Raw genomic sequence first — 26,958 nt, forward strand, 5'->3', positions numbered from 1 at the left:
GCCTTTTTGTCGGCTTGTCGTACTAATTCCTTCTCGACTCCGTGCGACCTTGACGGCGCTGCCGGCTCGTCCCGGCGCGTCACCAGAGAACGCCCTCGTCGGCGTTGGCCGAGAGAAGGAAGAAGGTGGGCGGAACATGGCCGCCACCCAGAGGATCGCCGCGGGCGCAGTGGTCGCCGCGGTTGTCGCCGCATCGCTCGCCGGTTGCGCGACGGGAACCGGGGGTTCCCACGGTTCCGAGGAGGGGGTGCCGGGCCCACCGAAGGCAAAGCCGGCACCCGCCGCTCCCAAGAGTGCCGTCCGCCTGATCGGCGACGGTTCCACCGCGTACACCGGGGCGCAGCCCCACCTGCCCCGCCCCGAGCGGCTGAAGCCGGGCCAGAAGCCGCCGCAGTTCGTGGTCTTCTCCTGGGACGGCGCAGGCGAGGACAGCCAGAAGCTGTTCTCCCACTTCCGCGAGGTATCCAAGGCCAACCACGCGACGATGACGTACTTCCTCAGTGGCGTGTACATGCTGCCGGAGGACAAGGCCGACCTGTACCGGCCGCCGCAGCACTCGCCGGGCCGTTCCGACATCGGCTTCAACGACGAGCAGGGCATCGCCGACACCGTGAAGCAGCTGCGCCTGGCGTGGCTGGAGGGCAACGAGATCGGCACCCACTTCAACGGCCACTTCTGCGGGAAGAACGGTGGCGTCGGTGAGTGGTCGATCGAGGAGTGGAAGGACGAGATCGACCAGGCCAAGCGGTTCGTGAGGACCTGGAAGACCAACACCGGTCTGAAGGAAGCGGCTCCGCTGCCCTTCGACTACGACAAGGAACTCATCGGCGCCCGCACCCCCTGTCTCGAGGGCCAGAAGAACTTCATGAAGGCCGCCCGCGAGCTGGGCTTCCGCTACGACACCAGTGGCGTCAACAACCAGGTGTGGCCCGGCAAGAAGCAGGGCCTGTGGGACCTGTCGATGCAGCTCGTGCCCTTCCCCGGCCACTCCTACGAGCAGCTGACCATGGACTACAACTTCATGGTCAACCAGTCCGGCACCACCAGTCAGGGTGACCCCGACAAGCACGCGTTCTGGGGTCGCCAGATGCGTGACGGCCTGCTCAAGGGCTTCGACCGGGCCTACTACGGCAACCGCGCACCGCTGATCATCGGCAACCACTTCGAGTCCTGGAACGGCGGCACGTACATGCGCGCGGTCGAGGAGGTCGTCGAGAACGTCTGCAACAAGCCGGACGTGCGCTGCGTGTCGTTCCGGCAGCTCGCCGACTGGCTGGACGCCCAGGACCCGAAGGCCCTGGCCAAGCTGCGCACGCTGGACGTCGGCGAGTCCCCGAAGCCCGGCTGGGAGTCCTTCCTGTCCGGCGGCGCCGCCCCGGCCCCGAGGGGTGTGCCCGGGGCTCCGGCGGTCAGGCAGTAGGCACCCGGGCCGATCGGGGTCACGGCCGGGTGGTGTCCCGGCGGCAAGCGCCACCGACAGGATCGGTCACGGGAACCGTCGCGCGGAGGCGTTCACACGGAGGCGGTCACACGGAGGCCGCTGGAGGAAGGCCGCTATACGGACGCCGTGAGGCTTTCGCCGAGGACGAATCCGGGGTCGACCTGCGCCGCCAGGTCGACCCCGGTCCGCTCATTGCCCCAGGACTCGGCGTTCTTCAGGTGGAAGTGCACCATCTGCCGTGTGTAGCGCTCCCAGTCGCGCCTTGCGTACGCCGAGTCGACGGTCGCCCGCAGCAGGCGCAACGCCTGGCGGTTGGTGTCCTCCAAGAGCTCGAACCGGGGCGGCCGGCCCTTCTCCATGGCGCGCACCCAGTCCGAGTGGCCGACCGTCACGAGCAGGTCGTCCCCGACCTCGGCGCGCAGGAAGTCGACGTCGTCCTGGCCCTGCACCTTGTTGCCGACGACCTTCAGCTCGACGCCGAAGTCGCGGGCGTACTCCTTGTACTGGCGATAGACGGAGACTCCCTTCCGGGTCGGCTCGGCCACGAGGAACGTGAGGTCGAAGCGGGTGAACATGCCGGAGGCGAAGGAGTCCGAGCCCGCGGTCATGTCGACCACGACGTACTCGTCAGGTCCGTCCACCAGGTGGTTCAGGCACAGTTCCACCGCTCCTGTCTTGGAGTGGTAGCAGGAGACCCCCAGGTCGGCGTCCGTGAAGGGGCCCGTGACCATCAAACGGACGGCGCCGCCGTCGAGTTCCACCGGCCGGGCGCAGGCTTCGTACACGGGGTTGTTCTCGCGCACCCGCAGCAACCGGGAGCCCTCACCGGGCGGTGTCGTCTTGATCATCGTCTCGGTGGAGACGACACGAGGGTTGGAACCGCGCAGGTAGTCCTTGATCAGCGGCAGCCGGTCGCCCATCGCGGGCAGCGCGGCGGCCTCCGCCTCGTCGAGGCCCAGAGCGGGTCCCAGATGCTGGTTGATGTCCGCGTCAACCGCGATCACGGGCCCGCCGTCGGCGGCGAGGTGGCGGATGAACAGGGAGGACAGGGTCGTCTTGCCGCTGCCACCCTTCCCGACGAAAGCAATTTTCATGTTCACAAAGGGTAGTGCGGTGATAGCTGTGTGTGGCAGGAGTGCGTGAAGAAGACCACTCCTTCGTGGGGTGCGCGCGCTGGTTGCGTAGTGTCGTACTCATGAGTACGACAGGCGCGTCCGCCGATCCGCTCGCGGCCCTGGGCTCCCTGCCCGGTGTGGCCGAGTCCGTGGAGACCATGCGCAAGGCCGTGGACCGGGTCTACGGCCACCGTGTCATGCGTCGCCGCAGCACCGAGATCACCTCCGAGGCCGCACTGCGCGGCGCCCGCGGCTCGGCGGCTCTGTCCGGTGCGGACTGGGCGCTGGAAGAGGTGCGGCGGCGCACCGACTTCGGTGCCGACGACGAGGCGCGCGTCATGGGCGCGGCTCTGCGGCTGTCCGCCGAGGCGGGCCAGTTGCTGTCCATCTGGCGCCAGTCGCCGCTGCGGGTGCTGGCGCGGCTGCATCTGGTGGCCGCGGCGACCAGTGACGACGAGGTCGGGCGTCCGCGACAGGCCGGTGAGGCGGTCGACGAGCCGCTGATCGAACTGCCACTGCCGGACGCCGCCGAAGTGGCCGGCCGTCTCGAGGGGCTGTCCGAGCTGATCATCGCCGGAGGGTCCGCGCCGGCCCTGGTGACGGCCTCCGTCGTCCATGGCGAGCTGCTGGCCCTGCGCCCGTTCACCTCGCACAACGGCCTGGTTGCGCGGGCCGCCGAGCGCATCGTCCTGATCGGCAGCGGCCTGGACCCCAAGTCGGTCTGCCCGGCCGAGGTCGGGCACGCCGAGCTGGGGCGGGCGGCCTATCTGGCGGCCCTGGACGGCTACGTCTCCGGCACCCCGGACGGCATGGCGGCCTGGATCGCGCACTGCGGCAGGGCGGTCGAGCTGGGCGCCCGCGAGTCGACGGCGGTGTGCGAGGCGCTGCAGCGCGGGGCGGCATGAGCCCTGCGCGCGCGTGAGGCGCGGCTACGGAATCGGGTACGGAAAAGGCCCCCTCGCGGGGGCCTCGCAAAGGGTTGCGGCGGTACGAGTTCTCGTACCGCCGCTGGCATGCTCACCCGGTTACCAAGCGTCCTCGATGTATTGCCCATCAGGCCGGGAACTTTGCCCGTGACCTGGTGCGGCTGGCCCGTAATCGACGGGTCGACGTCGCGTGGGTGCCCAGTGGTCATGCGCGGTCCGTGGGGCCAAATGCGTTATTAAGGTGATCCTCTCGGATGTCCTTGGTCTCGCGGGCCGTTAAGTCCTTTGTACTCCTGGACCCCGACAAGCGGAAGTGCTGGCACCAGTTCTTTGCTTTTGCTCCCAAAGGGGTTTTAAACGGGCGTTCCTGAGGAGTGAGAGGCCGCCGGGCGCCTTGGAGTGATCGCGGGGCGCGCCCGCGCGCGGGTGCCGCTTCAGACGGCCGCCGCCCGCCGTCGGTTCGCGTACCAGACGAGGCCCGCGGTGGCCGCCGCCGCTCCTATCGCCGCGGCCGCGACGAGCGCGGGGCGGGGCGGTACGGAGAACGAGGGAATCCGCTGCTTGAGGCGCACCGGCCGGTGGAAGTCGAGAATCGGCCACCCGCGTGCGACGGCCTCGCGCCGCAGGGCCCGGTCCGGGTTCACGGCGTGAGGGTGCCCCACCGCCTTCAGCATCGGCAGGTCGGTCGCCGAGTCGCTGTAGGCGTAACAGCGCGAGAGGTCGTATCCCTCGGACCCGGCCAGCTCCTTGATCGCCTCCGCCTTCGTCGGGCCGTAGGCGTAGTACTCCACCTCACCGGTGAAGCAACCGTCCTCGCCCACGACCATGCGGGTGGCGACCACGCGGTCGGCGCCGAGCAGTTCGCCGATCGGCTCGACCACCTCGGCGCCCGACGTGGACACGATCACCACGTCTCGGCCGGCCGTGTGGTGTTCCTCGATCAGGGAGGCGGCCTCGTCGTAGATGAGCGGGTCGATCAGGTCGTGAAGGGTCTCGGCCACGATCTCCTTCACCTGTTGGACGTTCCAGCCGCGCACGAGGGCGGACAGGTACTCGCGGGTCCGTTCCATCTGGTCGTGGTCCATACCGCCCACGAGGAAGACGAACTGGGCGTATGCGGTCCGCAGGGCCGCCCTGCGGTTGATCAGACCGCCTTGGTAGAAGGACTTGCTGAAGGTGAGCGTGCTCGACTTCGCAATGACCGTCTTGTCCAGGTCAAAGAAGGCCGCTGTGCGGGGCAAGGAGTGGTTTTCCACAACCATGAGCATAGGGGCAGCCCATTCGGCGTAAGGTGGGCGCGTGGGTTTGCCTGAGAAGGCTCTCGGGTACACCATGGAAGTCACGGATCGTTCGCGACCGTGCTAACGCGGTCCGACTCCTCCCCCCCCGAGTCGGCCGTGAAGGCGACCCCCGCTCTCCCCCCCGGCGGGGGTCGTCGCATGTCCGGGCGGGTTTTTCAGTTCTGAACGCGGCCGCCGTGCCGCATCGGGGCGGCTGCGGCCGCCCCTTTCGCCTGCCCACTCGTCGTCACTGTGCGTAGTTGTCGGACTCCTCTGCGGAAGTCGCACAGCAGATGGTGCGGGGCTCACCGGTATGGGTGACGGCGATATTCACAACCACCCGCTTGTCCACAGTTTTCCACCAAGATCCACACGATTTCCGGACTCGCCGCACCGTGATTCCAACGCGTCCGCTCCGGGCCGGCTTCACGGGCCGGTTCCGATTGCCGGGGGCGTTCGGCCGGATTCTGTCGGCCGTTCATATGGAGACCGGCTGCCGGTTCTTCACACGTTCGGGAATCGCGGGACCGCAGCGACTGCGCGCCCGCAGTGAAGGGGGATGGAAATCGTGACCGGAGCCGTCACACACGACCCGCCGCCCACCGCCGGAGGCGGACCGGGCAAACCACTGATCGTCACGGAGGACACGGAACTCCTCGACGACCTGCTGCGCCTGTGCGCCGCCGCCGGCGCCACACCGGAGGTGCACCACTCGGTGCCGGAACACCGCGGAAGCTGGGAGTCCGCGCCACTCGTCCTGGTCGGCGACGACGCGGCACGCCGTGTCCGCGGGGCCGCCCGCAGGCGCGGAGTGGTCCTCGTCGGCCGCGACCAGGACGACTCCGGGGTGTGGCAGCGCGCCGTGGAGATCGGCGCCGACCACGTCCTGATGCTGCCCGACGGCGAACAGTGGCTGGTCGACCGCATCGCCGACGTCGCCGAGGGCGTCGGACGGCCCGCCCTCACCGTCGGCGTCATCGGCGGACGCGGCGGCGCCGGAGCCTCCACCCTCGCGTGCGCCCTCGCCGTCACCTCCGCGCGAGAAGGGCTGCGCACCCTGCTGGTCGACGCCGATCCCCTCGGCGGCGGACTCGACGTCCTCCTCGGCGGCGAGAGCACGGAAGGTCTGCGCTGGCCCGCGTTCGCCGCGTCGCGCGGAAGGGTCGGCGGCAGCGCCCTTGAGGAGTCGCTGCCCAGGCTGCACTCGTTGCGGGTGCTCAGCTGGGACCGGGGCGACTGCGTGACCATCGCGCCCCAGGCGGTACGCGCGGTGCTGGCGGCGGCCCGGCGCCGGGGCGGCACGGTCGTCGTCGACCTCCCGCGCCGCATCGACGACGGCGTCGCCGAGATTCTCGCCCAGCTCGACCTCGGGCTCCTCGTGGTCCCCGCCGAGCTGCGCGCCGTCGCGGCGGGCAAGCGCGTGGCCTCCGCCGTCGGGATGGTGCTGCGCGACCTGCGGGTGGCGGTGCGCGGCCCCTACGCGCCCGGACTCGACGACAGCGAGGTGGCCCGACTGCTCGGCCTGCCGCTGGCCGGCGAGGTGCCCGTCGAAGCGGGACTGCTGCGTCCGGACGGCGGCAAGTCGCCGCCGGGCGCGACCGCTCGCGGGCCCCTCGCACGCTTCTGCAAGGAGTTCTGGGAGCGCGCGCTCACCGAGGCGGGTGGCTCATGAGCACGCCGGCCGGCCTCGAACGGACGAAGGCGACGGGGACGCTGCTCGACGGCGTGCGGCAGTGGCTCGCCGACAGCGGCGCCGAACCGACACCCGCGCGCGTGGCGCAGGCGCTGCGCGAACAGGGGCGCGTCCTCGGGGACGCCGAGGTGCTCGGCGCGGCCGAGCATCTGCGGTCCGAGCTGATCGGCAGCGGTCCTCTGGAACCCCTGCTCACCGACCCCAGGGTGACCGACGTCCTGGTGTCCGCTCCCGACCGGGTCTGGGTCGACCGGGGCGGCGGTCTGGAGCTCACCGGCGTCTCCTTCCCGGACGCCGCGGCCGTACGGCGCCTCGCGCAGCGTCTGGCCGCCGTGGCCGGACGGCGCCTGGACGACGCGCGGCCGTGGGCCGACGCCCGGCTGCCCGACGGGACGCGGCTGCACGCCGTGCTGCCCCCGGTCGCCGTCGGCTGCACCTGCCTGTCGCTGCGCGTCGTACGGCCCCGGGCGTTCACGCTCGGCGAGCTGGTGGCCGCCGGCACGGTGCCGCCGGGCGGCGACAGGGTGCTGCGGGATCTGATGCGGGCGCGGCTGTCCTTCCTGGTCAGCGGCGGCACCGGCAGCGGTAAGACGACCCTGCTGAGCGCGCTGCTGGGCCTGGTCGGGCCGGGGGAGCGGATCGTGCTCGCCGAGGACTCGGCGGAACTGCGGCCGGACCACCCGCACGTCGTCCGCCTGGAGACCAGACCCGCCAACCAGGAAGGAGCGGGGCTCGTCACCCTCGAGGACCTGGTGCGGCAGGCCTTGCGGATGCGGCCCGACCGGATGGTCGTGGGTGAGGTGCGCGGGCCGGAGGTCGTCCATCTGCTGGCCGCGCTCAACACGGGCCACGAGGGCGGCTGCGGGACCGTCCACGCCAATGCCGCCGCGGACGTCCCGGCCCGGCTCGAGGCGCTCGGCACGGCGGCCGGGCTCGACCGGACCGCGCTGCACAGCCAGTTGGCGGCGGCTCTGTCGGTGGTCCTGCACCTCGTGCGCGATCCCGCCGGGCGGCGGCGGATCGCCGAGGTGCACGTACTGGAGCGGGACCCCTCCGGCCTGGTGCGGACCGTGCCGGCGCTGCGGTGGCGGGCGGACGCCTTCGCCTGCGAGCGGGGATGGGAGCGACTGCGGGAGTTGCTGCGGGGCGAGGCCGGCGATGGGAGGGGCGGCCGTGATGAGTGAGATGCCGATGGCCGCGGCCGTGGCGTGTGCCGGAGCGGCGGCCTGGCTGATGGGCGGACCGTACTCAGGGGCCAGGCGGGCGCAGTTGCTCCTGGCCGGCGGAGGCGTGGCCGGCAGCGGACCCCCGTCATGGCGACAGCTCACCGGCGAGCTCCGCAAGCTCCGCGGACGCTGGCGACCCGAATGGTGGGCACCTGTCGCCGGACTGATCCTGGCGCTGCTGGGCGGCTCGGTGCTGCCGGTCGTCGCGGGGGCGGCCGGGGTACCCCTGCTGCGCCGGGCGCGGCGGGCCGCCGAGACCCGGCGGGCGGGGGAGCGCCGAGGCGACGCGGTGATCGCGCTGTGCGCGGCGCTGGCCGGAGAGCTGCTCGCCGGCCGACAGCCGGGAGAGGCGCTGCGGCGGGCCGCGCAGGACTCCGGAGGACTGGGCGCGGCACAGGCCTCCGTGTTGGCGGCGGCACGGTTCGGCGGTGACGTCCCCAAGGCTCTCGCAATCGCTGCCCGGCAACCGGGTGCCGACGGCCTTCTGGGACTCGCCGCGTGCTGGCGGGTGGCCGTGGACCAGGGCGCCGGTCTCGCCGCCGGACTCGACCGGCTGGAGGCGGCGTTGCGCGCGGAGCGAGATCAACGTGCGGATCTGAGGGCCCAGTTGGCCGGTCCGCGCACCACGGTGGTGATGCTCGCCGGCCTGCCGGTCCTGGGCCTTCTGCTGGGCGCCGCGCTCGGAGCGGACCCGCTGCACGTCCTGCTGCACACCGGAGCGGGGCTGGGGTGCCTGCTCGTCGGTGGAGTGCTGGAGGGCGTGGGGATGTGGTGGGCACTGCGGATCGTCCGCCACGCGGAAGCGACGTGAGGGGTGACGAGAGGAGGTGGGTGACGTGGACGGAGGAGGCGTGAGCGGGGAAGTTGTCCACAGGCTGGGGGTAACCGCGGGGATCGTGGTGGTTCTCTGGTGGCTGACGCGGTGGTGCGAGACCGCGCGACGCCGACGCGGTGCACGGCGGCGCCTGGCCGAACTGCTCGCCTCGGCCACGACGGCGACCGTCCGAGGGGCCGGGCTGCGGCAGGCCGTGCGGCGATGGCTTCCCGACACGTTGGTGGTCGGGGCCGGATGGGTGGTGGTCGGCGGCGTCGCCGGTCTGGTACTAGGGCTGATCGGCGCGGTGGTGCTGGGGCGGTGGCGCCGTCGACAACAGGCGGCGGGCGTGGTGAGCGAGGTCGACGCCCGGCTTGCGGCACGCCAACTCCCGCTCGCGGCGGACCTGCTGGCCGCGTGCATCGCGGCGGGTGCCGGCCCGGTGATCGCGGCGCACGCCGTGGGTGAGGCTCTGGGCGGGCCCGTGGGGGAAGGGCTGGCGCGGGGTGCCGCCGAGGTGCGGTTGGGTGGCGAACCGGCCGTCGCCTGGCGGAGGTTGGCCTCGATACCGGGTGCCGCTGCCCTGGCCCGCCTGCTCGAGCGGGCCGACGTCTCGGGACTGCCCGCGGCCGGACCGGTCGCCCGGCTCGCCGCCGACACCCGAGCCGACTGGGCGCGCGCCGCGACAGCGAAGGCCCGCCGGGCGGCCGTCATGGTCACCGTGCCGGTGGGGCTGTGCTTCCTGCCCGCCTTCATCGCGGTCGGTGTACTGCCCATCGTCATCGGACTCGCGGGCGGGGTGCTGGGAAGGGGCGGTCGATGACGGCGTCAACAGCGTGAACGCCGAAGCGCGATGGCGCGGGTGGCGCGGGAAGCCGGCCGTCGACCATCGGGTGGCCGAAGGGTTAGCGGCCCGAGGGGCAAGCGGCCGAGCGGCCGAGCGGCTACTGGTCGAGCGACCGAGAGGCGACTGATCGAGCGGGACAGCGGCGAACGGTCGAAGGCGAAGCAGCCGAATCAGAGACAGAGATCAGAACGACAAAACCTCACGGGGGTTGAGATGTACAAGGCGGTGTGGGCGCGGCTGAGCGCCCTGGTGTGCAGGGTGCGTGCGGCGCGCGGTGACGCGGGGATGGTGACGTCCGAGTACGCGATGGGGATCGTGGCGGCCGTGGGATTCGCGGTCCTCCTCTACCAGGTGGTGACGAGCGAGGTGGTCGCGGCTCAGTTGCAGGCCATCGTGAAGCGGGCACTCAGTGCGGGGGCGTGAGCGCGGACGGGAGCCCCGGCACGTTTCGCGGCGGGTGTGTGCCGGGGACGGGGGGTTCGTGACGGCGGAGTCGGCCGTGGTGCTGCCGGTGCTGGTGGTGTTCGCGACGGCGCTGGTGTGGGGGCTGCTGGTCATGGCGGCCCAGATCCAGTGCGTCGACGCGGCGAGGACCGGCGCCCGTGCCGCGGCGAGGCAGGACCCGGCCGAAGCGGTCCTGGACGTGACCCGCGCGACGGCGCCGCGCGGGGCACAGGTGACGGTCAGCCGGGAGGGCGACCAGGTCCGGGTCGTGGTCGTGGCCAAGCCACCGGCGTTGCGCGGCCTGCCCTTCGAGGTGCGGGAAGAGGCAGTGGCGGCGACGGAGGAGACCGTCGGGACGGCGGAGTCGGCCGCGGGGACGGGAGAGGAGAGCGTGGGAACGGCTGAGACCACTGTGGGGGCGGCTGAGGGGGCCGTGGGCGCGGCTGAGGAGGCTCAGGAGGCCTCGGGCGATGCCCGCGTGCCGGGTGACCCCCGGGGTGCGGCAGCAGACGCCCGGCATTCGCGGGGAGACGTGCCGTGAGGGGCGCGGGGCGCGGAGACGGGGCCAGGTGGGCCCGAGCCCTCGACCATGGGGCCATGTGCGCCCGAGCCCGGGCCCGCTTCCTCGGCTGGCGGGTCCTCGGAGGGCGTCACGGGGACGCGGACCGGGGTTCCGCCACCGTCTGGAGCGTGGGGGCGATCGCCGTGCTGTGCGTGGTGTTCGGGATCGTGCTCGCCCTCGGACAGGCCGTGGCGGCCCGGCACCGTGCCGCGGGCGGCGCCGACCTCGCGGCGCTCGCGGCGGCCGACCATGGGGCGGACGGCGTCGCGCAGGCCTGTGACCGGGCGGACCGGGTGGCCCGGGCGCAGGGGGCGCGACTGGTGCGGTGCGTGGTCGTCGGAGGGATCTCGGATGTGACGGCGGCGTCGGGAAGGGGGCTGTTCGCGGCCGAGGTCAGGGCGCGGGCGGGGCCTGCGGATGCGGTTCCGCCCCCGCGGTGGCCCCCGCAGCCTCACCCGTTGCCGCCACCGGCCCCACCTCTGTCGCCAGCCCCGTCCTCGGCTCCGTCTCGGGCCTCTTCTCCGGCCCGGTCTCCGTCTCCGGCGCAGTCGAAGGCTCACCCTCCTGAGTCTTCTCCTCGGGAGCCTCCCGCAGCAGTTCCGTGAGCAGCCGAACGGCTCCCCTCTTGTGGAGTGGGTCGTTGCCGTTGCCGCACTTGGGGGACTGGATGCAGGACGGGCAGCCGGCGTCGCACTCACAGGAGGCGATGGCCTGGCGGGTGGCCGTCAGCCAGGAGCGGGCCGTGTGGAAGGCCCGCTCCGCGAAGCCCGCGCCGCCGGGGTGGCCGTCGTAGACGAAGACCGTCGGCAACAGGGTGTCGGGGTGGAGGGGTACCGAGACGCCGCCGATGTCCCAGCGGTCGCAGGTCGCGAAGAGGGGCAGCATGCCGATCGAGGCGTGTTCGGCGGCGTGCAGGGCCCCGCCGAGGATCTCGGGGTTGATCCGGGCCGCGTCCAGTTGGTCCTCGGTCACCGTCCACCACACGGCACGGGTGCGCAGCGTCCGAGGAGGGAGGTCGAGCTTCGACTCGCCCATGACTTCACCGGTGATGACACGTCGACGCAGGAAGGAGACGACCTGGTTGGTGACTTCGACGGAGCCGTAGCACAACCGGCCCTGTCCCCAGGGGATCTCGACGTCCGTCTCCAGGACGGAGATCGACGTCGTGTCACGGGCGACCGTCGAATACGGGGGGCTGGCCTCCTCGACCAGGGCGACGGAGTCCTCCAGGTCCAGGGAACGCACGAGGTAGGTGCGGCCCTGGTGGAGATGGACGGCGCCCTCGTGGACGGCGGTGTGGGAGGAGCCCGCGTCGACCGTGCCGAGCAGTCGGCCGGTGCCGGCCTCGACGACCTGGACGGGCCGGCCGCCCTCGCCGCGGATGTCCGTGAGGTCGGCGGCGCGCTCCCGGCGGGTCCAGTGCCAGGCCCTGGTCCGGCGGCGCAGCAGCTTCGCGGCCTCCAGCTGCGGCAGCAGGCCCTCGGCCTCGGGGCCGAAGAGAGGCAGATCCTCGTCGGTCAGCGGGAGTTCCGCGGCCGCCGCGCACAGGTGCGGGGCAAGGACGTAGGGATTGTCGGGGTCGAGGACGGTCGACTCCACCGGGCGGTCGAACAGCGCCTCCGGGTGATGGACCAGGAAGGTGTCCAGCGGGTCGTCCCGGGCGACGAGCACCGCCAGCGCGCCCTGACCGGCCCGGCCCGCCCGGCCGGCCTGCTGCCACAGGGAGGCGCGCGTGCCCGGGTAGCCGGCGATCAGGACGGCGTCGAGCCCGGAGACGTCGATGCCGAGCTCCAGGGCGGTGGTCGCGGCGAGGCCCAGGAGCTCGCCCGAGTGCAGGGCCTGCTCCAGGGCGCGTCGTTCCTCGGGGAGGTAACCGCCGCGGTAGGCCGCGACACGCCGGGCCAGTGAGCGGTCGACCTCGGCGAGGCGTTCCTGGGCGATCACCGCGATCAGCTCGGCGCCGCGCCGGGAGCGGACGAAGGCGACGGTGCGCACGCCCTGGACGGCGAGGTCGGTCAGCAGGTCGGCGGTCTCGGCGGTGGCGGTACGCCGTACGGGTGCGCCTTTCTCACCCACCATCTCGGTGAGCGGGGGCTCCCAGAGGGCGAACACCAGTTCACCGCGGGGCGAGGCGTCGTCGGCGACCTCGACGACCGGGAGGCCGGTGAGGCGTCCGGCGGCCACCGCGGGTTCGGCGGCTGTCGCGGAGGCCAGCAGGAAGACCGGGGAGGCACCGTAGCGGGCACACAGACGGCGTAGTCGGCGCAGCACGTGCGCGACGTGGGAGCCGAACACGCCGCGGTAGGTGTGGCACTCGTCGATCACGACGTACTTCAGGGACTTCAGGAAGGAGGACCAGCGGGGGTGGGACGGGAGGATCCCGCGGTGCAGCATGTCCGGGTTGGTGAGGACGTAGTTGGCGTACTGGCGGATCCACTCGCGTTCCTCGAACGGGGTGTCGCCGTCGTACACGGCCGGCCGGACGGCGTTGCCCAGCGGTTGTGAAAGTTCCTTCACGGAGCGGCACTGGTCGGCTGCCAGGGCCTTGGTGGGGGCCAGGTAGAGGGTGGTGGCCCCGCGGCCGTTCGGGGCCTCGGAGCCGTCCAGGAGGGCCGAGAGGACCGGTACGAGGTAGGCCAGGGACTTGCCCGACGCGGTGCCCGTGGCGACGACCACGGACTCGCCGTCCAGGGCGTGCTCGGCGACCCGGGCCTGGTGGGCCCAGGGGTGTTCGATGCCGCAGGCCTGCACGGCCGCGATGACCTCGGCGCGAATCCGGTCCGGCCAGACGGCATGGCGGCCCTCACGCGGGGGCAAGTGCTCCGTATGAGTGATGCGCGACGCCCGGTTCGGTCCCGGGGCGAGCCGGTCCAGGACCGCGGCCGGGGACAGGCGGGACACGGCCTCGGGCGAGGGTCGATCGGATCGGTGATTCTTGGCCATCGGCACCGAGTGTGTCACTGGCGTGACGGACAATGGGGCCAAGGCGTCGTGCACGCCTGCCGGTAAGTGATTGAATGCCATGGCGGCTGGCGTACCGTCCCGGGGACTCCTGCCCAGGTGTTCCGAGGGGCGACCGCTCGATAGCAAGGTGCTGGAGGATCCGTGGACCTGTCTCTGTCGACCCGTACCGTCGGCGATCGTACGGTCGTCGAGGTCGGTGGCGAAATCGACGTATATACCGCGCCCAAGTTGCGCGAGCAGCTGGTCGAGCTGGTGAACGACGGGAATTTCCACCTCGTCGTCGACATGGAGGGCGTGGACTTCCTCGACTCCACCGGGCTCGGCGTGCTGGTCGGCGGACTGAAGCGGGTGCGTGCCCATGAGGGCTCGCTCCGTCTGGTCTGCAACCAGGAGCGTATTTTGAAGATCTTCCGCATTACCGGTCTGACCAAGGTGTTCCCGATCCACACCTCGGTCGACGAAGCGGTCGCTGCCACCGACTGACCACGTCGTCCCGGGCCCACAAGGCCCGGCACGGCTGGTTGAACAAAGAGGGGGTCCGGGCTTGGTGGCCCGGCCCCCCGACAGCACGCCCGTAGTTCCGAGGGGGACGCATGGCCACCGTTGAACTCCGCTTCAGCGCGCTGCCCGAGCACGTCAGGACCGCCCGACTGGTGGCGGCAGCGGTGGCGCGCAGGGCCGGAGTGGACGAGGCCGTCCTCGACGAGGTCAGGCTCGCCGTGGGCGAGGCCTGTACCCGTGCCGTCGGACTGCATCAGACCGGTGGCATCACCGCGCCGGTGAAGGTGTCGCTGATCGAGGAGGAGAAGCAGTTCTCCATCGAGGTCGGCGACGAAGCGCCGCGCTCGGTGCCCGGTGACCGGGCACCCGGCTCGGGCGCTGGCGTCGACGTGGAGGCCGAGGAGGACGAGATGGGCCTGGCGGTCATCAGCGGCCTCGTCGACGACGTCGAGGTCTCCGCGGGCGAGCACGGCGGGCTGATCCGCATGACCTGGCCGACCACGCCGGCGACCGCGACGCTGTCCTGACCCGAACCTCGCGATTCAGTCACCCGAAGGGCCCTACCTCGTAGGGCCCTTCGGCATGTGCGGACCTCGACGACCGCGCTTACAGTGGTTCCGTGAAATGAATCTTGGAATCTCGGAGACGTGAATCATGCTGCGGTGAATCACGCTGTAGTCAATCTTGATGCGGTGAATCTTGATGCAGTGAACCGCGCCCACGGATATCGTGAATCAATTCACGAACCTGAATGCCTTGAAGCCATTACCGAGCGAGATCGTGCGGGTTTTGCGTGCGAAGGCGAATTCCGCTTGCCGCACACTGTTTTGATCAGGTTCCGGTACCTACAATCCGTCCACATCTTGAGCTCAGCCCAAGCGTCAAGGAGGACGAATGGCGGGGCTTTCTACCCCTCATCGGTTGGACCACTCCACAACCTTCGCAGCCGCAGTGCTGACCGACGGCAATCGCCTGCTCGTGGTGGTCATCGCGGTCGTCGCCCTGGCCGCACTCGCGGTCGCGGGCGTTCTGGTGCGCCAGGTGCTCGCGGCGGGCGAGGGCACCGACAGCATGAAGAAGATCGCCGCGGCGGTCCAGGAAGGCGCCAACGCGTATCTGTCCCGGCAGCTGCGCACGCTCGGTGTTTTCGCCGTAGTGGTGTTCTTCCTGCTCTTGCTGCTGCCCGCGGACGACTGGAATCAGCGCGCCGGACGATCGCTGTTCTTCTTGATCGGCGCGGGGTTCTCCGCGGCCACCGGCTATATCGGCATGTGGCTCGCCGTGCGCAGTAATGTCCGCGTCGCCGCGGCGGCCCGGGAGGCGACTCCGGCGGAAGGCGAACCGGAAAAGGATCTCACCGCCGTCTCGCACAAGGCAATGAAGATCGCATTCCGCACGGGCGGCGTCGTGGGCATGTTCACGGTGGGGCTCGGGCTGCTCGGCGCCGCCTGCGTGGTGCTGGTGTACGCGGCCGACGCGCCGAAGGTGCTGGAGGGATTCGGTCTCGGCGCGGCCCTCATCGCCATGTTCATGAGGGTGGGCGGCGGCATCTTCACGAAGGCCGCCGACGTCGGCGCCGACCTGGTCGGCAAGGTCGAGCAGGGCATTCCGGAGGACGACCCGCGCAATGCCGCGACCATCGCCGACAACGTGGGCGACAACGTCGGCGACTGCGCGGGCATGGCGGCCGACCTGTTCGAGTCGTACGCCGTGACCCTGGTCGCCGCGCTGATCCTCGGCAAGGCGGCCTTCGGCGACGCCGGGCTCGCCTTCCCGCTGCTCGTTCCCGCCATCGGCGTGCTCACGGCGATGGTCGGGATCTTCGCGGTCGCCCCGCGGCGCACCGACCGCAGTGGCATGACCGCGATCAACCGGGGCTTCTTCATCTCCGCGGCGATCTCGCTCGTGCTGGTCGCGGTGGCCGTCTTCCTCTATCTCCCCGGCAAGTACGCAGACCTCGACGGCGTCACCGACGCGGCGATCCACGGCAAGGACGGCGACCCGCGCGTCCTCGCCCTCGTCGCGGTGGCGATCGGCATCGTCCTGGCCGCGGTCATCCAGCAGTTGACGGGCTACTTCACCGAGACCACCCGCCGACCCGTGCGCGACATCGGCAAGTCGTCGCTGACGGGGCCCGCCACCGTCGTCCTCGCCGGTATCTCCGTCGGCCTCGAATCGGCCGTCTACACCGCCCTGTTGATCGGCTTGGGGGTGTACGGGGCGTTCCTGCTCGGCGGCACGTCGATCATGCTGGCGCTGTTCGCGGTGGCGCTGGCCGGCACCGGTCTGCTCACCACGGTCGGTGTGATCGTCGCCATGGACACCTTCGGGCCGGTCTCCGACAACGCGCAGGGCATCGCCGAGATGTCCGGCGACGTGGAGGGCGCGGGCGCGCAGGTGCTCACCAACCTCGACGCCGTCGGCAACACGACCAAGGCCATCACCAAGGGCATCGCCATCGCCACCGCCGTCCTGGCGGCGTCGGCGCTCTTCGGGTCGTACCGGGACGCCATCACGACGGGTGCGCAGGACGTCGGGGAGAAACTCTCCGGCGCGGGCGCCCCGATGAGCCTGATGATGGACATCTCGCAGCCCAACAACCTCGTCGGCCTCATCGCGGGCGCGGCGGTCGTCTTCCTCTTCTCGGGGCTGGCGATCAACGCGGTGTCGCGGTCGGCGGGTTCCGTGGTGTTCGAGGTGCGGCGGCAGTTCCGCGAGCACCCCGGGATCATGGACTACAGCGAGGAGCCGGAGTACGGCAAGGTCGTCGACATCTGCACCCGGGACGCCCTGCGCGAGCTGGCCACCCCCGGACTGCTCGCCGTGCTGGCACCCATCTTCATCGGGTTCACCCTCGGAGTCGGCGCGCTCGGCGCGTTCCTGGCGGGCGCGATCGGCTCCGGCACGCTCATGGCCGTCTTCCTCGCCAACTCTGGCGGCGCCTGGGACAACGCCAAGAAGCTCGTCGAGGACGGTCACCACGGAGGCAAGGGCAGCGAGGCGCATGCGGCCACGGTGATCGGGGACACGGTCGGCGACCCGTTCAAGGACACCGCCGGCCCGGCGATCAACCCGCTGCTGAAGGTCATGAACCTCGTGGCGCTGCTCATCGCGCCCGCCGTGATCAAGTTCAGCTACGGCGAGGACAAGAGCATCGGCGTACGGATCCTGATCGCGGTCCTGGCGCTCGCGGTCATCGTGGTCGCGGTGTATATCTCCAAGCGGCGCGGGATCGCCGTGGGTGACGAAGACAACGCCGAATCTCCGTCCAAGTCCGCCGATCCGGCGGTGATTTCGTAGACGAGCCCACCGGGGCCCAGCTCAAGGGGCGGGCGGGTGACGCGCGTTGTCGCGTCGCCCGCCCGTTGTGTTGAGTATGTGCCCGAGCCGTGAGCCTTCTCTCTCCTGGTGCAAATGGCTTTAATAATCCACATAGCAGACATTCGTTCTGGGGTTCTTGCCCGGTTGCCGTGTATGTTCCGGGGCCGAGAGCCATGGAAGGGACCAACCCGGTGAACAAGAAGCTCGCGGCCGTGCTGTCCGGCGGTGCGGTACTGGTACTGGCGCTGACCGGATGCAGCAGCGACGACGACGGCAACAAGGAGCTCGACGCCTGGGCCAAGCAGGTCTGCGACGCGCTGCCTGCCCAGGACGCGAAGGTTGACGCGGCCAACGCCGCGATCAAGCAGGCCGCCACGGACAACAACGCTCCGGCGAACGTCCAGAAGACCGACTCGCAGGCCTTCCAGGACATGTCCGACGCCTACGGAGCGCTCGCCCAGGCCGTCCAGAAGGCGGGCACTCCGCCCGGCGTCGACGACGGCGAGAAGAAGCAGAAGGACGCGGTCTCGGCGCTCACCACTCTCTCCACCTCCTACGCGGGCCTGAAGAAGCAGGTCGACGCGCTGGACACGAAGGACCAGGCGAAGTTCGCCGACGGTCTCCAGGACATCGCCACCGACCTCGGCGAACTCAGCAAGAGCGGCAACACCGCGCTGAAGAACCTCGAGCAGGGCGACGTCAAGAACGCCATGGCCAACCAGGCCAGCTGCAAGAAGGTGGCCTCCTCCGCCTCGGCCCGCGCGACGACCAGCTGAGGACGCGCGGCCTCGGGACGATCCTGGGGAACGCGCCCCGAGTGGTGACGGGAGACAATGGGGGGCGTGAGTAACGCCACCCTCTCCCCCCTGCCCTCCGCCGACCGCCCCGACGTGGCCGCCCGGCTGCGCGAGGCGCTGCTCGCGGCCTCCTTCACCGCGGACGGTCTCCTCGACCTGCTCGGCGCGCCCGCCTACGCCGCCCTGGCCCGCAGCGAGACCGTCCCCGCGCTCCGCGCGACCCGCGGGGACACGCCGCTGGAGACACTCGTCCGCCTCTTCCTGCTCCAGCAGCCCGTGCCGCACGCGCGCGTGGAGGAGTTCCTGCCCGTACACGCGTGCGTGGAGAGCGGCTGGCTGGTTCCCACGGGTGAGGACGAGGTCGCCGCGACGGTGGACGTACGGCCGTACGGCGGGCCGGACGGCGAGGACTGGTTCATCATTTCCGACCTCGGGTGCGCGGTCGGTGGCGCGGGCGGCAGCGGGAACGACGGCGGCCAGGCGGACACCGCTGTCGTCCTCGGTGTCGGCGGCGCGTCGACGACCCTCGCCGGTATCACCGTGCGCACGCCCGTCTCCGCCGCCCTCGACCTCGGCACCGGCTCCGGAATCCAGGCGCTGCACGCCGCCCAGCACGCCACGCGCGTGACGGCGACCGACCTCAACCCGCGCGCCCTGCACATCACCGCGCTCACGCTCGCGCTGTCCGGGGCCCCGGCGGCGGATCTGCGCGAGGGCTCGCTGTTCGAACCGCTCCGGGACGACGAGACGTACGACCTGATCGTGTCGAATCCGCCGTTCGTGATCTCGCCGGGCGCCCGGCTGACCTACCGCGACGGCGGGATGGGCGGGGACGATCTGTGCCGCTCGCTCGTTCAAGGGGCGGGGGAGCGGCTGAGCGAGGGCGGGTTCGCGCAGTTCCTCGCCAACTGGCAGCACGTGGAAGGGGAGAACTGGCAGGACCGGCTCAGGTCGTGGGTGCCGCGCGGGTGCGACGCGTGGATCGTGCAGCGCGAGGTGCAGGACGTCACCCAGTACGCGGAGCTGTGGCTGAGGGACGCCGGTGACCACCGCGGCGACCAGGCCGAGTACCAGGCGCACTACGACACCTGGCTGGACGAGTTCGAGGCACGCAAGGTGAAGGCGGTCGGCTTCGGCTGGATCACGCTGCGCAGGACGACGGCCGCGGAGCCCGTGATCACGGTGGAGGAGTGGCCGCACCCGGTGGAACAGCCGCTGGGCGACGCGGTCCTGGCGCACTTCGGACGGCTGGACTATCTGCGTGCCCATGATGACGCGGCCCTGCTCGCCGGGCGCTTCCGGCTGGTCACGGAGGTCGTCCAGGAGCAGGTCGGGCTGCCCGGCGCCGAGGACCCGGAGCACGTCGTGCTGCGCCAGCACCGCGGCATGCGCCGGGCCACGAAGGTGGACACGGTCGGTGCGGGCTTCGCCGGCGTGTGCGACGGCTCGCTGAGCGCCGGCCGCATTCTCGACGCCATCGCCCAACTGGTCGGCGAGGATCCGGTGTTGCTGCGGGACCGTACTCCGGCCCAGATCCGTCTCCTGGTGGAGCAGGGCTTCCTCGAACCGGCGGAGTGAGCCGAGCGGATCCGGCCGGATCCGGCTGGATTCGGCTGGATCGGAAATCGCCCGGGCCGGAAAACGCCCGGGCCGTCGGAGCGGGCCGCCCGGATGCGATCCGGAACGTCAGCCCCGGCCCCTTGTTTCCCGCTCTCCATGTTTTCTTCGCGCCCGGCGCCGATTCGCCAAGATCGTATGCAATGTGAGCCGATCGACAGCGCACGCAGCGGTGAGATCGGTGAGATCGGCGAAGTCGGCCGGATAGGTCCGCACCCGGTTTGGTGGGCTCCACCGCGTTGCGGACCGCCCGGGGCCCGCTCCGAGAGACCGTAGGCCGCGCCCGACCGCCCCGGCCGACGGCTCGCCGGGGCCTGCGACCCCATCCGTGGACCCGGCGTTCACCTCGGGTTCGCCGGGGCGCCGCCCGCGCGTGACAGCCTCCCGTGGCCGGGGCAGGCGCGGGCCGAGCGAAAGGGGCGGGGACGATCATGGAGAGCGGGCCGACGATCTTCACAGGAACGGTTTTCGCCCTGTTCGGGGCCGCACTGCTGACGTGGACCACGATCCGGGTACGGCACCGTGAACCCGTGGCCGAAGATGTGAGCCCCGTCGCATCGGCGACCCTGGCGACCCTGGCCTCCGTCGGCGCGTTGGCCGTCGGGGTGTGGTGCTTCACCCGGCTCTGACGCCGCCTCCGTGCCGACCTGCGGAAGTGCCTACGGGGCCGACGCCGAGGCGGCCTTCGCGGATCCCGCCGGACCCCCGTTCGAACCGCGTGAACGTGACCGCGCCGGTAAAGGGGAAGACGCGTTCCGGTCGTACGGAAAAGGGCCGGTCGGTACTCCGGGCGGCAGGAATGGCGGTAGTCGGGTTACCGTTCGAGTGGCCGTTGCGGGCTTTTCCCGTTTGACACGGGGGCGGGATGTACCGTCACACTCCGCAGCGTCACCATGACCCGACCCCGGGAGCAAGGCCTGGGTGAGGCCCCAGCGTCGACCGGAGAGATGAGCGAAGTTGTCCCCGACCAGCGAGACCGCGAAGGGCGGCCGCCGACTCGTGATCGTCGAGTCGCCTGCCAAGGCGAAGACGATCAAGGGTTACCTCGGCCCCGGATACATCGTCGAGGCCAGCGTCGGGCACATCCGTGACCTTCCCAACGGTGCCGCGGAGGTGCCGGACCAGTACACGGGCGAGGTCCGCCGCCTCGGTGTGGACGTCGAACACGACTTCCAGCCGATCTATGTGGTCAACGCCGACAAGCGGGCGCAGGTCAAGAAGCTCAAGGATCTCCTCAAGGAATCCGACGAGCTCTTCCTCGCCACCGATGAGGACCGCGAGGGCGAGGCGATCGCCTGGCACCTCCAGGAGGTCCTCAAGCCCAAGATCCCCGTCAAGCGGATGGTCTTCCACGAGATCACCAAGGACGCGATCCGGGCCGCCGTCGCCAACCCGCGCCAGCTCAACCAGAAGCTCGTCGACGCCCAGGAGACCCGCCGCATCCTCGACCGTCTCTACGGCTACGAGGTCTCGCCGGTCCTGTGGAAGAAGGTCATGCCGCGCCTGTCGGCCGGCCGTGTCCAGTCCGTCGCCACCCGTCTCGTCGTGGAGCGGGAACGCGAGCGCATCGCGTTCCGTTCTGCCGAGTACTGGGACCTGACGGGCACCTTCTCCACCGGCCGCGCCGGAGACGTGTCGGACCCGTCGTCGCTGGTCGCACGCCTTCAGACCGTCGACGGCAAGCGGGTCGCGCAGGGTCGCGACTTCGACTCCCTGGGACAACTCAAGAGCGCGAACATCCTCCACCTCGACGAGGTGAACGCCCGCGCCCTGGCCGTAGCCCTGGAGAACACGCGGTTCGCCGTCCGGTCCGTCGAGTCGAAGCCCTACCGCCGCTCGCCGTACGCCCCGTTCCGTACGACGACGCTCCAGCAGGAGGCCAGCCGCAAGCTCGGTTTCGGTGCGAAGGCCACCATGCAGGTCGCGCAGAAGCTGTACGAGAACGGCTACATCACGTACATGCGTACGGACTCCACCACCCTGAGCGAGACGGCGATCTCCGCCGCCCGCGCCCAGGTCACGCAGCTGTACGGCGCCGACTACCTGCCGCCCCAGCCGCGCACGTACGCCGGCAAGGTCAAGAACGCGCAGGAGGCGCACGAGGCGATCCGCCCTTCGGGTGATCGTTTCCGCACGCCCGCCGAGACGGGTCTGACCGGCGACCAGTTCAAGCTCTACGAGCTGATCTGGAAGCGGACGGTCGCCTCCCAGATGAAGGACGCGACCGGCAACAGCGTCACGGTGAAGATCGGTGGCACCGCTGCCGACGGCCGGGACGTCGAGTTCAGCGCCTCCGGCAAGACGATCACCTTCCACGGCTTCCTGAAGGCGTACGTCGAAGGTGCCGACGACCCGAACGCCGAGCTGGACGACCGCGAGCGCCGGCTGCCCCAGGTCGGCGAGGGCGACCCGCTGACCGCCGAGGAGATCACGGTCGACGGGCACGCCACCAAGCCCCCGGCCCGCTACACCGAGGCCAGCCTGGTCAAGGAGCTCGAAGAGCGCGAGATCGGCCGCCCGTCGACGTACGCGTCGATCATCGGCACGATCCTCGACCGCGGCTACGTCTTCAAGAAGGGCACGGCACTCGTGCCGTCCTTCCTGTCCTTCGCCGTGGTCAACCTCCTGGAGAAGCACTTCGGCCGACTGGTCGACTACGACTTCACCGCCCGCATGGAGGACGACCTCGACCGCATCGCCCGCGGTGAGGCGCAGGCCGTGCCGTGGCTGAAGCGGTTCTACTTCGGCGAAGGCGCGGGCCACGGCGGCGCGGCCGAAGCCGGCAACGGCGACGGGGACCACCTCGGCGGTCTCAAGGAGCTGGTGACCGACCTGGGCGCGATCGACGCGCGCGAGGTGTCGTCGTTCCCGGTGGGCAACGACATCGTGCTGCGGGTCGGGCGCTACGGCCCCTACATCGAGCGCGGAGAGAAGGACGCCGAGGGTCACCAGCGGGCGGACGTGCCCGAGGACCTGGCCCCGGACGAGCTGTCCGTCGAACTCGCGGAGGAGCTGCTCGCCAAGCCGAGCGGCGACTTCGAGCTCGGTGCCGACCCGGAGAGCGGCCACCAGATCATCGCCCGGGACGGCCGCTACGGCCCCTACGTCACCGAGGTGCTCCCCGAGGGCACCCCGAAGACCGGCAAGAACGCCGTGAAGCCGCGGACGGCCTCGCTGTTCAAGTCGATGTCGCTGGACACGGTGACGCTGGCGGACGCCCTCAAGCTGATGTCGCTGCCGCGTGTCGTCGGCGCCGACGCGGAGGGCGTGGAGATCACCGCGCAGAACGGCCGCTACGGCCCGTACCTGAAGAAGGGCACGGACTCGCGGTCGCTCCAGACCGAGGACCAGCTCTTCACGATCACCCTCGAAGAGGCGCTGGAGATCTACTCCCAGCCCAAGCAGCGTGGCCGGGCCGCCGCCAAGCCGCCGCTGAAGGAGCTGGGCGCGGACCCGGTCAGCGGACAGCCGGTCGTCGTCAAGGACGGCCGCTTCGGGCCGTACGTCACCGACGGGGAGACCAACGCGACCCTGCGCTCCGGCGACAGCGTCGAGGAGATCACCCCGGAGCGCGGCTTCGAGCTGCTCGCCGAGAAGCGCGCCAAGGCGCCGGCCAAGAAGACGGCCAAGAAGGCGCCCGCGAAGAAGGCGACGGCGAAGAAGGCGGCCCCGGCGAAGAAGACGGCCGCCAAGAAGACCGCCGCGAAGACGACGACGGCCAAGAAGACGACGGCGAAGAAGGCGGTCACGAAGAAGGCGACGGCTTCCCCGGCTTCGTCGGAGGACTGATCGCGCGGCTGATCGCGCGGCTGATCGCACGACTGGTCGAACGACTGGTCGCACGGCCGGCACCCGGCCGGGCACCCGACGGATCGGGTGCCTGCCGGTACGGCCGGCCGGACGCCTGATCGGCCACCGAGCCCGTCACCGTTCCTCAACGGCGGTTCGTCAAACCATCGCCCCGGCATCACTTTGGTGTCGGGGCGGTCGCGCGCGTGGACGGGGGCGACAGGGTGTCAGTCGCGGCCGATAGGCTGAAAGCATGACGCGAGCCGAGCAGCCAACGGCCCACCACCCGGCACCGGACGACGCCTTGGTGGCGGACTCCCGCGAGCGCGCTGTGCGCGCCCTGTTGCGCGAGCCTCAGCTCAAGCGGCTCTGGAGCGCGCAGCTGGTGAGCGGGGTGGGAGACACCCTCGCACTGCTGGTGTTCGTCCTCCTCGTCCTCCAGGCGGCGATCGTGGAGGGCTCCTTCGGGGGCGGCTACCGCGGCGTGGCCTTCGCGGTGGCCACCGTCTTCGCGGTGCGCATTCTGGCCACCCTCCTCTTCGGCGCCGTCCTCCTGGGCCCACTGACCTCACTGACCTCACCGGACGGCCCGCTCGACCGACGCTGGACCATGGTCGGCGCGGACGGTGTGCGCGCCGCGCTGCTGATCGTCGCGCCGCTGTGGATCGACTGGACGCCGGACGACGCGCTGGCTCTGCTGCTTGTCACGGTGTTCGTGACCGGGGTGGCCGAGCGGTTCTGGACGGTCGCCCGCGAGAGCGCGTCCCCGGCCCTGCTGCCCGCCCCGCCGCTGGAGGGCGCGACCGTACGGCCGTTGCCCGACCACATGGACGCCCTGCGCCGCCTGTCGCTGCGCACGGGCTTCGTGACGATCCCGCTGGGCGCGGCCACGCTGGTCGTCGCGGCGTTGTTCAACAATCTTCTGGGTGCCGGGATCGACTGGTTCGGACAGCACCAGGCCGCCCTGGCCTCGTATGTGGCCGGAGGGCTCTTCGCCGGATCACTGTCCATCGTGACCTTCCTCGAGCTGCCCGGACTGCGCACCCCGCGCGCGCGGTCCCCGCTCGAGGGGCTGCGCCGTCCCAGGACCGCCACGGGAGTCGACGCGGGCCGCACCGGCGTCCTCCCGCTGCTGGTCCTCGCCTGCGCCGCCGTCGCCGGGGCGATCGCCGCCGCCGTCGCCGTGGCCGTGCTGCATGCCAAGGACCTGGGCGGCGGCCCGGTCATGTACGGCCTGTTCGTGCTCGCGCTGACCGGCGGGGTCGTCGTCGGCGTCCGTACGGCGCCGAAGGTGCTGGCGTCGCTGTCGCGGCGCCGGCTGCTCGCGCTGGCCATCGCCTTCACCGGCGTGGCGCTGCTGGCCGCCGGGCTGGTGCCGGACGTCACCAGCGTGCTGCTGATCCTGGTCCTGGCCGGTGTGGGCGCGGGTGTCACCGCCAACACCGGGCACACCCTGCTCGACCAGGAGACCGAGGAACACCGCCGGGCACGGACGACGGAGCACCTGCACGCCGTCGTACGGGTCGTGGTGGCGCTGGGCGCGGTGATCGCCCCGCTGGTGGCGGCTCTCATCGGCCCGCACCGGCTGGAAAGCGGCAAGTTCGTGTTCGCGCACGGCGGGGCGGCGTTCACGCTGATGCTGGTCGGCGCGCTGCTGCTGCCGGTGGCCGCGCTGGTGCTGGCCAAGGTCGACGACCGCTCCGGCGTACCCCTGCGGCAGGACCTGCGGGACGCGCTGCTCGGTGGCGACGATCCGGTGCAGACCTCGGTCGGGACCGGCTTCTTCATCGCCCTGGAGGGCGGTGACGGCGCCGGCAAGTCCACGCAGGCCGAGGCACTCGCCGAGTGGATCAGGGCCAAGGGCCACGAGGTCGTCCTCACGCGTGAGCCGGGGGCCACGCCCGTGGGCAAGCGGCTGCGTTCGATCCTGCTGGACGTCTCCAGCGCCGGGCTGTCGCACCGCGCGGAGGCGCTGCTGTACGCGGCGGACCGCGCGGAGCACGTCGACACGGTCGTCCGGCCCGCCCTGGAGCGCGGCGCGGTGGTCATCACCGACCGGTACATCGACTCGTCCGTGGCCTACCAGGGCGCGGGCCGCGACCTGTCCCCGACCGAGATCGCGCGGATCTCGCGCTGGGCGACGAACGGCCTGGTCCCGCATCTGACGGTCCTGCTGGACGTGTCGCCGGAGGCCGCCCGCGAGCGGTTCACGGAGGCACCGGACCGGCTGGAGTCGGAGCCGGCCGAGTTCCACACGCGCGTGCGCTCCGGCTTCCTCACGCTGGCCGCCGCCGACCCGGGCCGCTACCTGGTGGTCGACGCGGCCCAGGAGCCCGAGGCGGTCACGACCGCCGTCCGGCACCGGCTAGACCAGCTGCTGCCCCTGTCCGAGGCCGAGATCAAGGCCCAGGAGGAGGCGCGCAGGAAGGCCGAGGAGGAGGCCCGCCGCAAGGCCGAGGAAGAGGCCGCCCGCAAGGCCGAGGAGGAGCGCCTGGAGCGCGAGCGCCAGGAGCAGCTCGCCAAGCTGCGCGCCGAGGAGGAGGAGCGCAAGCGGCGCGAGCTGGAGGAGGCGCAGCGGCGCGAGGCCGAACGGCAGGCCGAGGAGGCGCGGCTGCGCGCCGAGGAAGCACGCAGGCGTGCCGAGGAGGAGCGGGTCCGGCTCCTCGCGGAGGAGAAGGCCCGCGCCGAGGAGGAGGCCCGCCGCCAGGCGGAGGAGGAGCGGCGCCGCCGGCAGGCCGAGGAGGAGGCGCGGCTGCGCGCCGAGGCCGAGGCCAGGCGCCTGGAGAAGCAGCGGAAGGCCGAGGAGGCGCTGCTGCGGGCCGAGCAGGCGCGGCGCGCGGCGGAGCAGGCCGCCGCCGCGGCACAGGTCGGACCGAAGGCGGAGCGCCCCACGGCGGCCGCGGCTCCGGCGGCTCCGGTGGTCCCGCCGGAGGCCGTGACCGTGCCGACGCCGGTGGTGACCCCGACGAACGCGTCGGGCGGGCCGGTGGACGAGACGGCGGTGCTGCCGCCGATCCGCAGCGACAAGGAGCCCGAGCAGCCCTCCGGGAGGCCGGGGAACGCGTCCGGATCCCGGAACGCGTCCGGATCCCGGAAGCAGCAGGGCTCCGCGGGCGGGGCCGACGCCGAGGTGACGGCCGAGCTGCCGCAGCCCTCGATTCCGCCGGGGGCCGCCGACGAGACGGCGGTACTGCCTCCGGTGCGCGGTGACAGCTTCGAGGACGAGACGGCCGTACTGCCTCCGGTCCGCGACGAGAGCCCTGCCGACGAGACGGCCGTGCTGCCTCCCGTGCGGGACCAGAACCCCTCGGACCGGGTGCCGCCGGGGTACTTCCGCGACGAGCGGGGCGAGCCGGGCCGGGCGCGGCCGGACGGGGCCGACGACCGTACGCGCGAGCTGCCGCAGGTCGACGAGGAGGGCACGCCCCGCCAGCGACCCCGGCCGGACTGGGCCGAGGAGACCCCGCTGGACGATCTGCCGACGCTGGCGGACGAACTGCTGGGTCCGCGCCGAGACGAGGACGGCAACGACGACGAGGGCCGTGGGCGGGGCCGACGCCGCTGAGCGTACTGGCGCCGCCGGGCGCTCCGATGCGGGGCGTCCCGCCGTCGGGCCGGGTG

The 26,958-nt window shown here is 71.5% G+C and carries 18 protein-coding genes and 2 pseudogenes; 17 read left to right on the forward strand and 3 right to left on the reverse strand.

Going from position 1 to position 26,958, the window contains the following annotated elements; translation table 11 throughout:
- Window positions 1-136 precede the first annotated feature (136 nt).
- Window positions 137-1,420: a hypothetical protein gene (locus tag ASD48_RS10395; protein ID WP_057601220.1), complete on the forward strand. Its 1,284-nt coding sequence runs from the start codon at window positions 137-139 to the stop codon at window positions 1,418-1,420.
- Between the two features lie 134 nt (window positions 1,421-1,554).
- Here the strand turns inward: ASD48_RS10395 and ASD48_RS10400 are convergent, their stop codons facing one another.
- Window positions 1,555-2,535, reverse strand: coding sequence for an ATP-binding protein (locus ASD48_RS10400; RefSeq protein ID WP_057601221.1), 981 nt, complete (start codon window positions 2,533-2,535; stop codon window positions 1,555-1,557).
- Between the two features lie 101 nt (window positions 2,536-2,636).
- On the opposite strand from ASD48_RS10400, the gene ASD48_RS10405 reads away from it, so the two are divergent.
- Window positions 2,637-3,461: a Fic family protein gene (locus ASD48_RS10405; protein ID WP_057601222.1), complete on the forward strand. Its 825-nt coding sequence runs from the start codon at window positions 2,637-2,639 to the stop codon at window positions 3,459-3,461.
- A 455-nt stretch (window positions 3,462-3,916) separates the two neighbouring features.
- Here ASD48_RS10405 and ASD48_RS10410 read toward each other — a convergent pair whose 3' ends face one another.
- Window positions 3,917-4,750: an HAD family hydrolase gene (locus ASD48_RS10410; protein WP_054241799.1), complete on the reverse strand. Its 834-nt coding sequence runs from the start codon at window positions 4,748-4,750 to the stop codon at window positions 3,917-3,919.
- Window positions 4,751-5,321: 571 nt separating this feature from the next.
- Between ASD48_RS10410 and ssd the strand changes: the two genes are divergently transcribed.
- The 7 genes and pseudogenes from ssd to ASD48_RS41680 all read left to right on the forward strand — a co-directional run.
- A complete protein-coding gene (gene ssd / locus ASD48_RS10415) occupies window positions 5,322-6,434 on the forward strand; it encodes a septum site-determining protein Ssd (RefSeq protein ID WP_057601224.1) in 1,113 nt (370 codons plus the stop codon).
- On the forward strand, window positions 6,431-7,639 hold the full coding sequence (locus ASD48_RS10420; protein ID WP_057601225.1) for a TadA family conjugal transfer-associated ATPase: 1,209 nt from the start codon (window positions 6,431-6,433) through the stop codon (window positions 7,637-7,639). Before ssd ends, ASD48_RS10420 begins: the two co-directional genes overlap by 4 nt.
- A gap of 1 nt (window position 7,640) precedes the next feature.
- Window positions 7,641-8,492, forward strand: coding sequence for a type II secretion system F family protein (locus tag ASD48_RS10425; protein ID WP_242432571.1), 852 nt, complete (start codon window positions 7,641-7,643; stop codon window positions 8,490-8,492).
- A 40-nt stretch (window positions 8,493-8,532) separates the two neighbouring features.
- Window positions 8,533-9,318 (forward strand): type II secretion system F family protein, encoded by a 786-nt coding sequence (locus tag ASD48_RS10430; protein ID WP_057601385.1) that lies wholly within the window; start codon window positions 8,533-8,535, stop codon window positions 9,316-9,318.
- Between the two features lie 237 nt (window positions 9,319-9,555).
- On the forward strand, window positions 9,556-9,765 hold the full coding sequence (locus ASD48_RS10435; protein WP_057601226.1) for a DUF4244 domain-containing protein: 210 nt from the start codon (window positions 9,556-9,558) through the stop codon (window positions 9,763-9,765).
- A gap of 34 nt (window positions 9,766-9,799) precedes the next feature.
- Window positions 9,800-10,141: pseudogene (locus ASD48_RS45105) on the forward strand (TadE family type IV pilus minor pilin); the annotation flags it as partial.
- A gap of 242 nt (window positions 10,142-10,383) precedes the next feature.
- Window positions 10,384-10,764 (forward strand): annotated as a pseudogene (locus ASD48_RS41680) (Rv3654c family TadE-like protein); the annotation flags it as partial.
- Here the strand turns inward: ASD48_RS41680 and ASD48_RS10445 are convergent.
- Window positions 10,742-13,372 carry a DEAD/DEAH box helicase gene (locus ASD48_RS10445; RefSeq protein ID WP_242432569.1) on the reverse strand — a complete coding sequence of 877 codons (2,631 nt, stop codon included), beginning with the start codon at window positions 13,370-13,372 and terminating at the stop codon, window positions 10,742-10,744. The pseudogene ASD48_RS41680 and the gene ASD48_RS10445 overlap by 23 nt on opposite strands.
- An 81-nt stretch (window positions 13,373-13,453) precedes the next feature.
- Between ASD48_RS10445 and bldG the strand changes: the two genes are divergently transcribed.
- From bldG to tmk, 8 genes are all read left to right on the forward strand, one after another.
- Window positions 13,454-13,795: an anti-sigma factor antagonist BldG gene (gene bldG, locus ASD48_RS10450; RefSeq protein ID WP_009189842.1), complete on the forward strand. Its 342-nt coding sequence runs from the start codon at window positions 13,454-13,456 to the stop codon at window positions 13,793-13,795.
- Between the two features lie 110 nt (window positions 13,796-13,905).
- Window positions 13,906-14,340 (forward strand): ATP-binding protein, encoded by a 435-nt coding sequence (locus tag ASD48_RS10455; RefSeq protein WP_020129306.1) that lies wholly within the window; start codon window positions 13,906-13,908, stop codon window positions 14,338-14,340.
- Between the two features lie 367 nt (window positions 14,341-14,707).
- Complete coding sequence (locus ASD48_RS10460) at window positions 14,708-17,113, forward strand: sodium-translocating pyrophosphatase (protein WP_057601228.1); 2,406 nt, start codon at window positions 14,708-14,710, stop codon at window positions 17,111-17,113.
- Window positions 17,114-17,307: 194 nt separating this feature from the next.
- Window positions 17,308-17,910, forward strand: coding sequence for a hypothetical protein (locus ASD48_RS10465; RefSeq protein WP_057601229.1), 603 nt, complete (start codon window positions 17,308-17,310; stop codon window positions 17,908-17,910).
- A 66-nt stretch (window positions 17,911-17,976) separates the two neighbouring features.
- Complete coding sequence (locus ASD48_RS10470; protein ID WP_057601230.1) at window positions 17,977-19,509, forward strand: class I SAM-dependent methyltransferase; 1,533 nt, start codon at window positions 17,977-17,979, stop codon at window positions 19,507-19,509.
- 470 nt (window positions 19,510-19,979) lie between these two features.
- Window positions 19,980-20,177, forward strand: a complete 198-nt coding sequence (locus ASD48_RS10475) for a hypothetical protein (protein ID WP_057601231.1) — start codon at window positions 19,980-19,982, stop codon at window positions 20,175-20,177.
- Between the two features lie 328 nt (window positions 20,178-20,505).
- A complete protein-coding gene (topA, locus tag ASD48_RS10480) occupies window positions 20,506-23,337 on the forward strand; it encodes a type I DNA topoisomerase (protein ID WP_057601232.1) in 2,832 nt (943 codons plus the stop codon).
- 253 nt (window positions 23,338-23,590) lie between these two features.
- Window positions 23,591-26,902: a dTMP kinase gene (gene tmk / locus ASD48_RS10485; protein WP_057601233.1), complete on the forward strand. Its 3,312-nt coding sequence runs from the start codon at window positions 23,591-23,593 to the stop codon at window positions 26,900-26,902.
- The last annotated feature ends 56 nt before the right edge of the window (window positions 26,903-26,958 follow it).

It is taken from the genome of Streptomyces sp. Root1310 (genome assembly GCF_001426425.1).
Taxonomy (GTDB): domain Bacteria; phylum Actinomycetota; class Actinomycetes; order Streptomycetales; family Streptomycetaceae; genus Streptomyces.

Coding starts and splice junctions, on each gene's coding strand:
- ASD48_RS10395 (WP_057601220.1), top strand. CDS start 137: ATGGCCGCCACCCAGAGGATCGCCGCGGGCGCAGTGGTCGCCGCGGTT.
- ASD48_RS10400 (WP_057601221.1), bottom strand. CDS start 2,535: ATGAAAATTGCTTTCGTCGGGAAGGGTGGCAGCGGCAAGACGACCCTG.
- ASD48_RS10405 (WP_057601222.1), top strand. CDS start 2,637: ATGAGTACGACAGGCGCGTCCGCCGATCCGCTCGCGGCCCTGGGCTCC.
- ASD48_RS10410 (WP_054241799.1), bottom strand. CDS start 4,750: ATGCTCATGGTTGTGGAAAACCACTCCTTGCCCCGCACAGCGGCCTTC.
- ssd (WP_057601224.1), top strand. CDS start 5,322: ATGGAAATCGTGACCGGAGCCGTCACACACGACCCGCCGCCCACCGCC.
- ASD48_RS10420 (WP_057601225.1), top strand. CDS start 6,431: ATGAGCACGCCGGCCGGCCTCGAACGGACGAAGGCGACGGGGACGCTG.
- ASD48_RS10425 (WP_242432571.1), top strand. CDS start 7,641: ATGCCGATGGCCGCGGCCGTGGCGTGTGCCGGAGCGGCGGCCTGGCTG.
- ASD48_RS10435 (WP_057601226.1), top strand. CDS start 9,556: ATGTACAAGGCGGTGTGGGCGCGGCTGAGCGCCCTGGTGTGCAGGGTG.
- ASD48_RS10445 (WP_242432569.1), bottom strand. CDS start 13,372: ATGGCATTCAATCACTTACCGGCAGGCGTGCACGACGCCTTGGCCCCA.
- ASD48_RS10455 (WP_020129306.1), top strand. CDS start 13,906: ATGGCCACCGTTGAACTCCGCTTCAGCGCGCTGCCCGAGCACGTCAGG.
- ASD48_RS10460 (WP_057601228.1), top strand. CDS start 14,708: ATGGCGGGGCTTTCTACCCCTCATCGGTTGGACCACTCCACAACCTTC.
- ASD48_RS10465 (WP_057601229.1), top strand. CDS start 17,308: ATGGAAGGGACCAACCCGGTGAACAAGAAGCTCGCGGCCGTGCTGTCC.
- ASD48_RS10475 (WP_057601231.1), top strand. CDS start 19,980: ATGGAGAGCGGGCCGACGATCTTCACAGGAACGGTTTTCGCCCTGTTC.
- tmk (WP_057601233.1), top strand. CDS start 23,591: ATGACGCGAGCCGAGCAGCCAACGGCCCACCACCCGGCACCGGACGAC.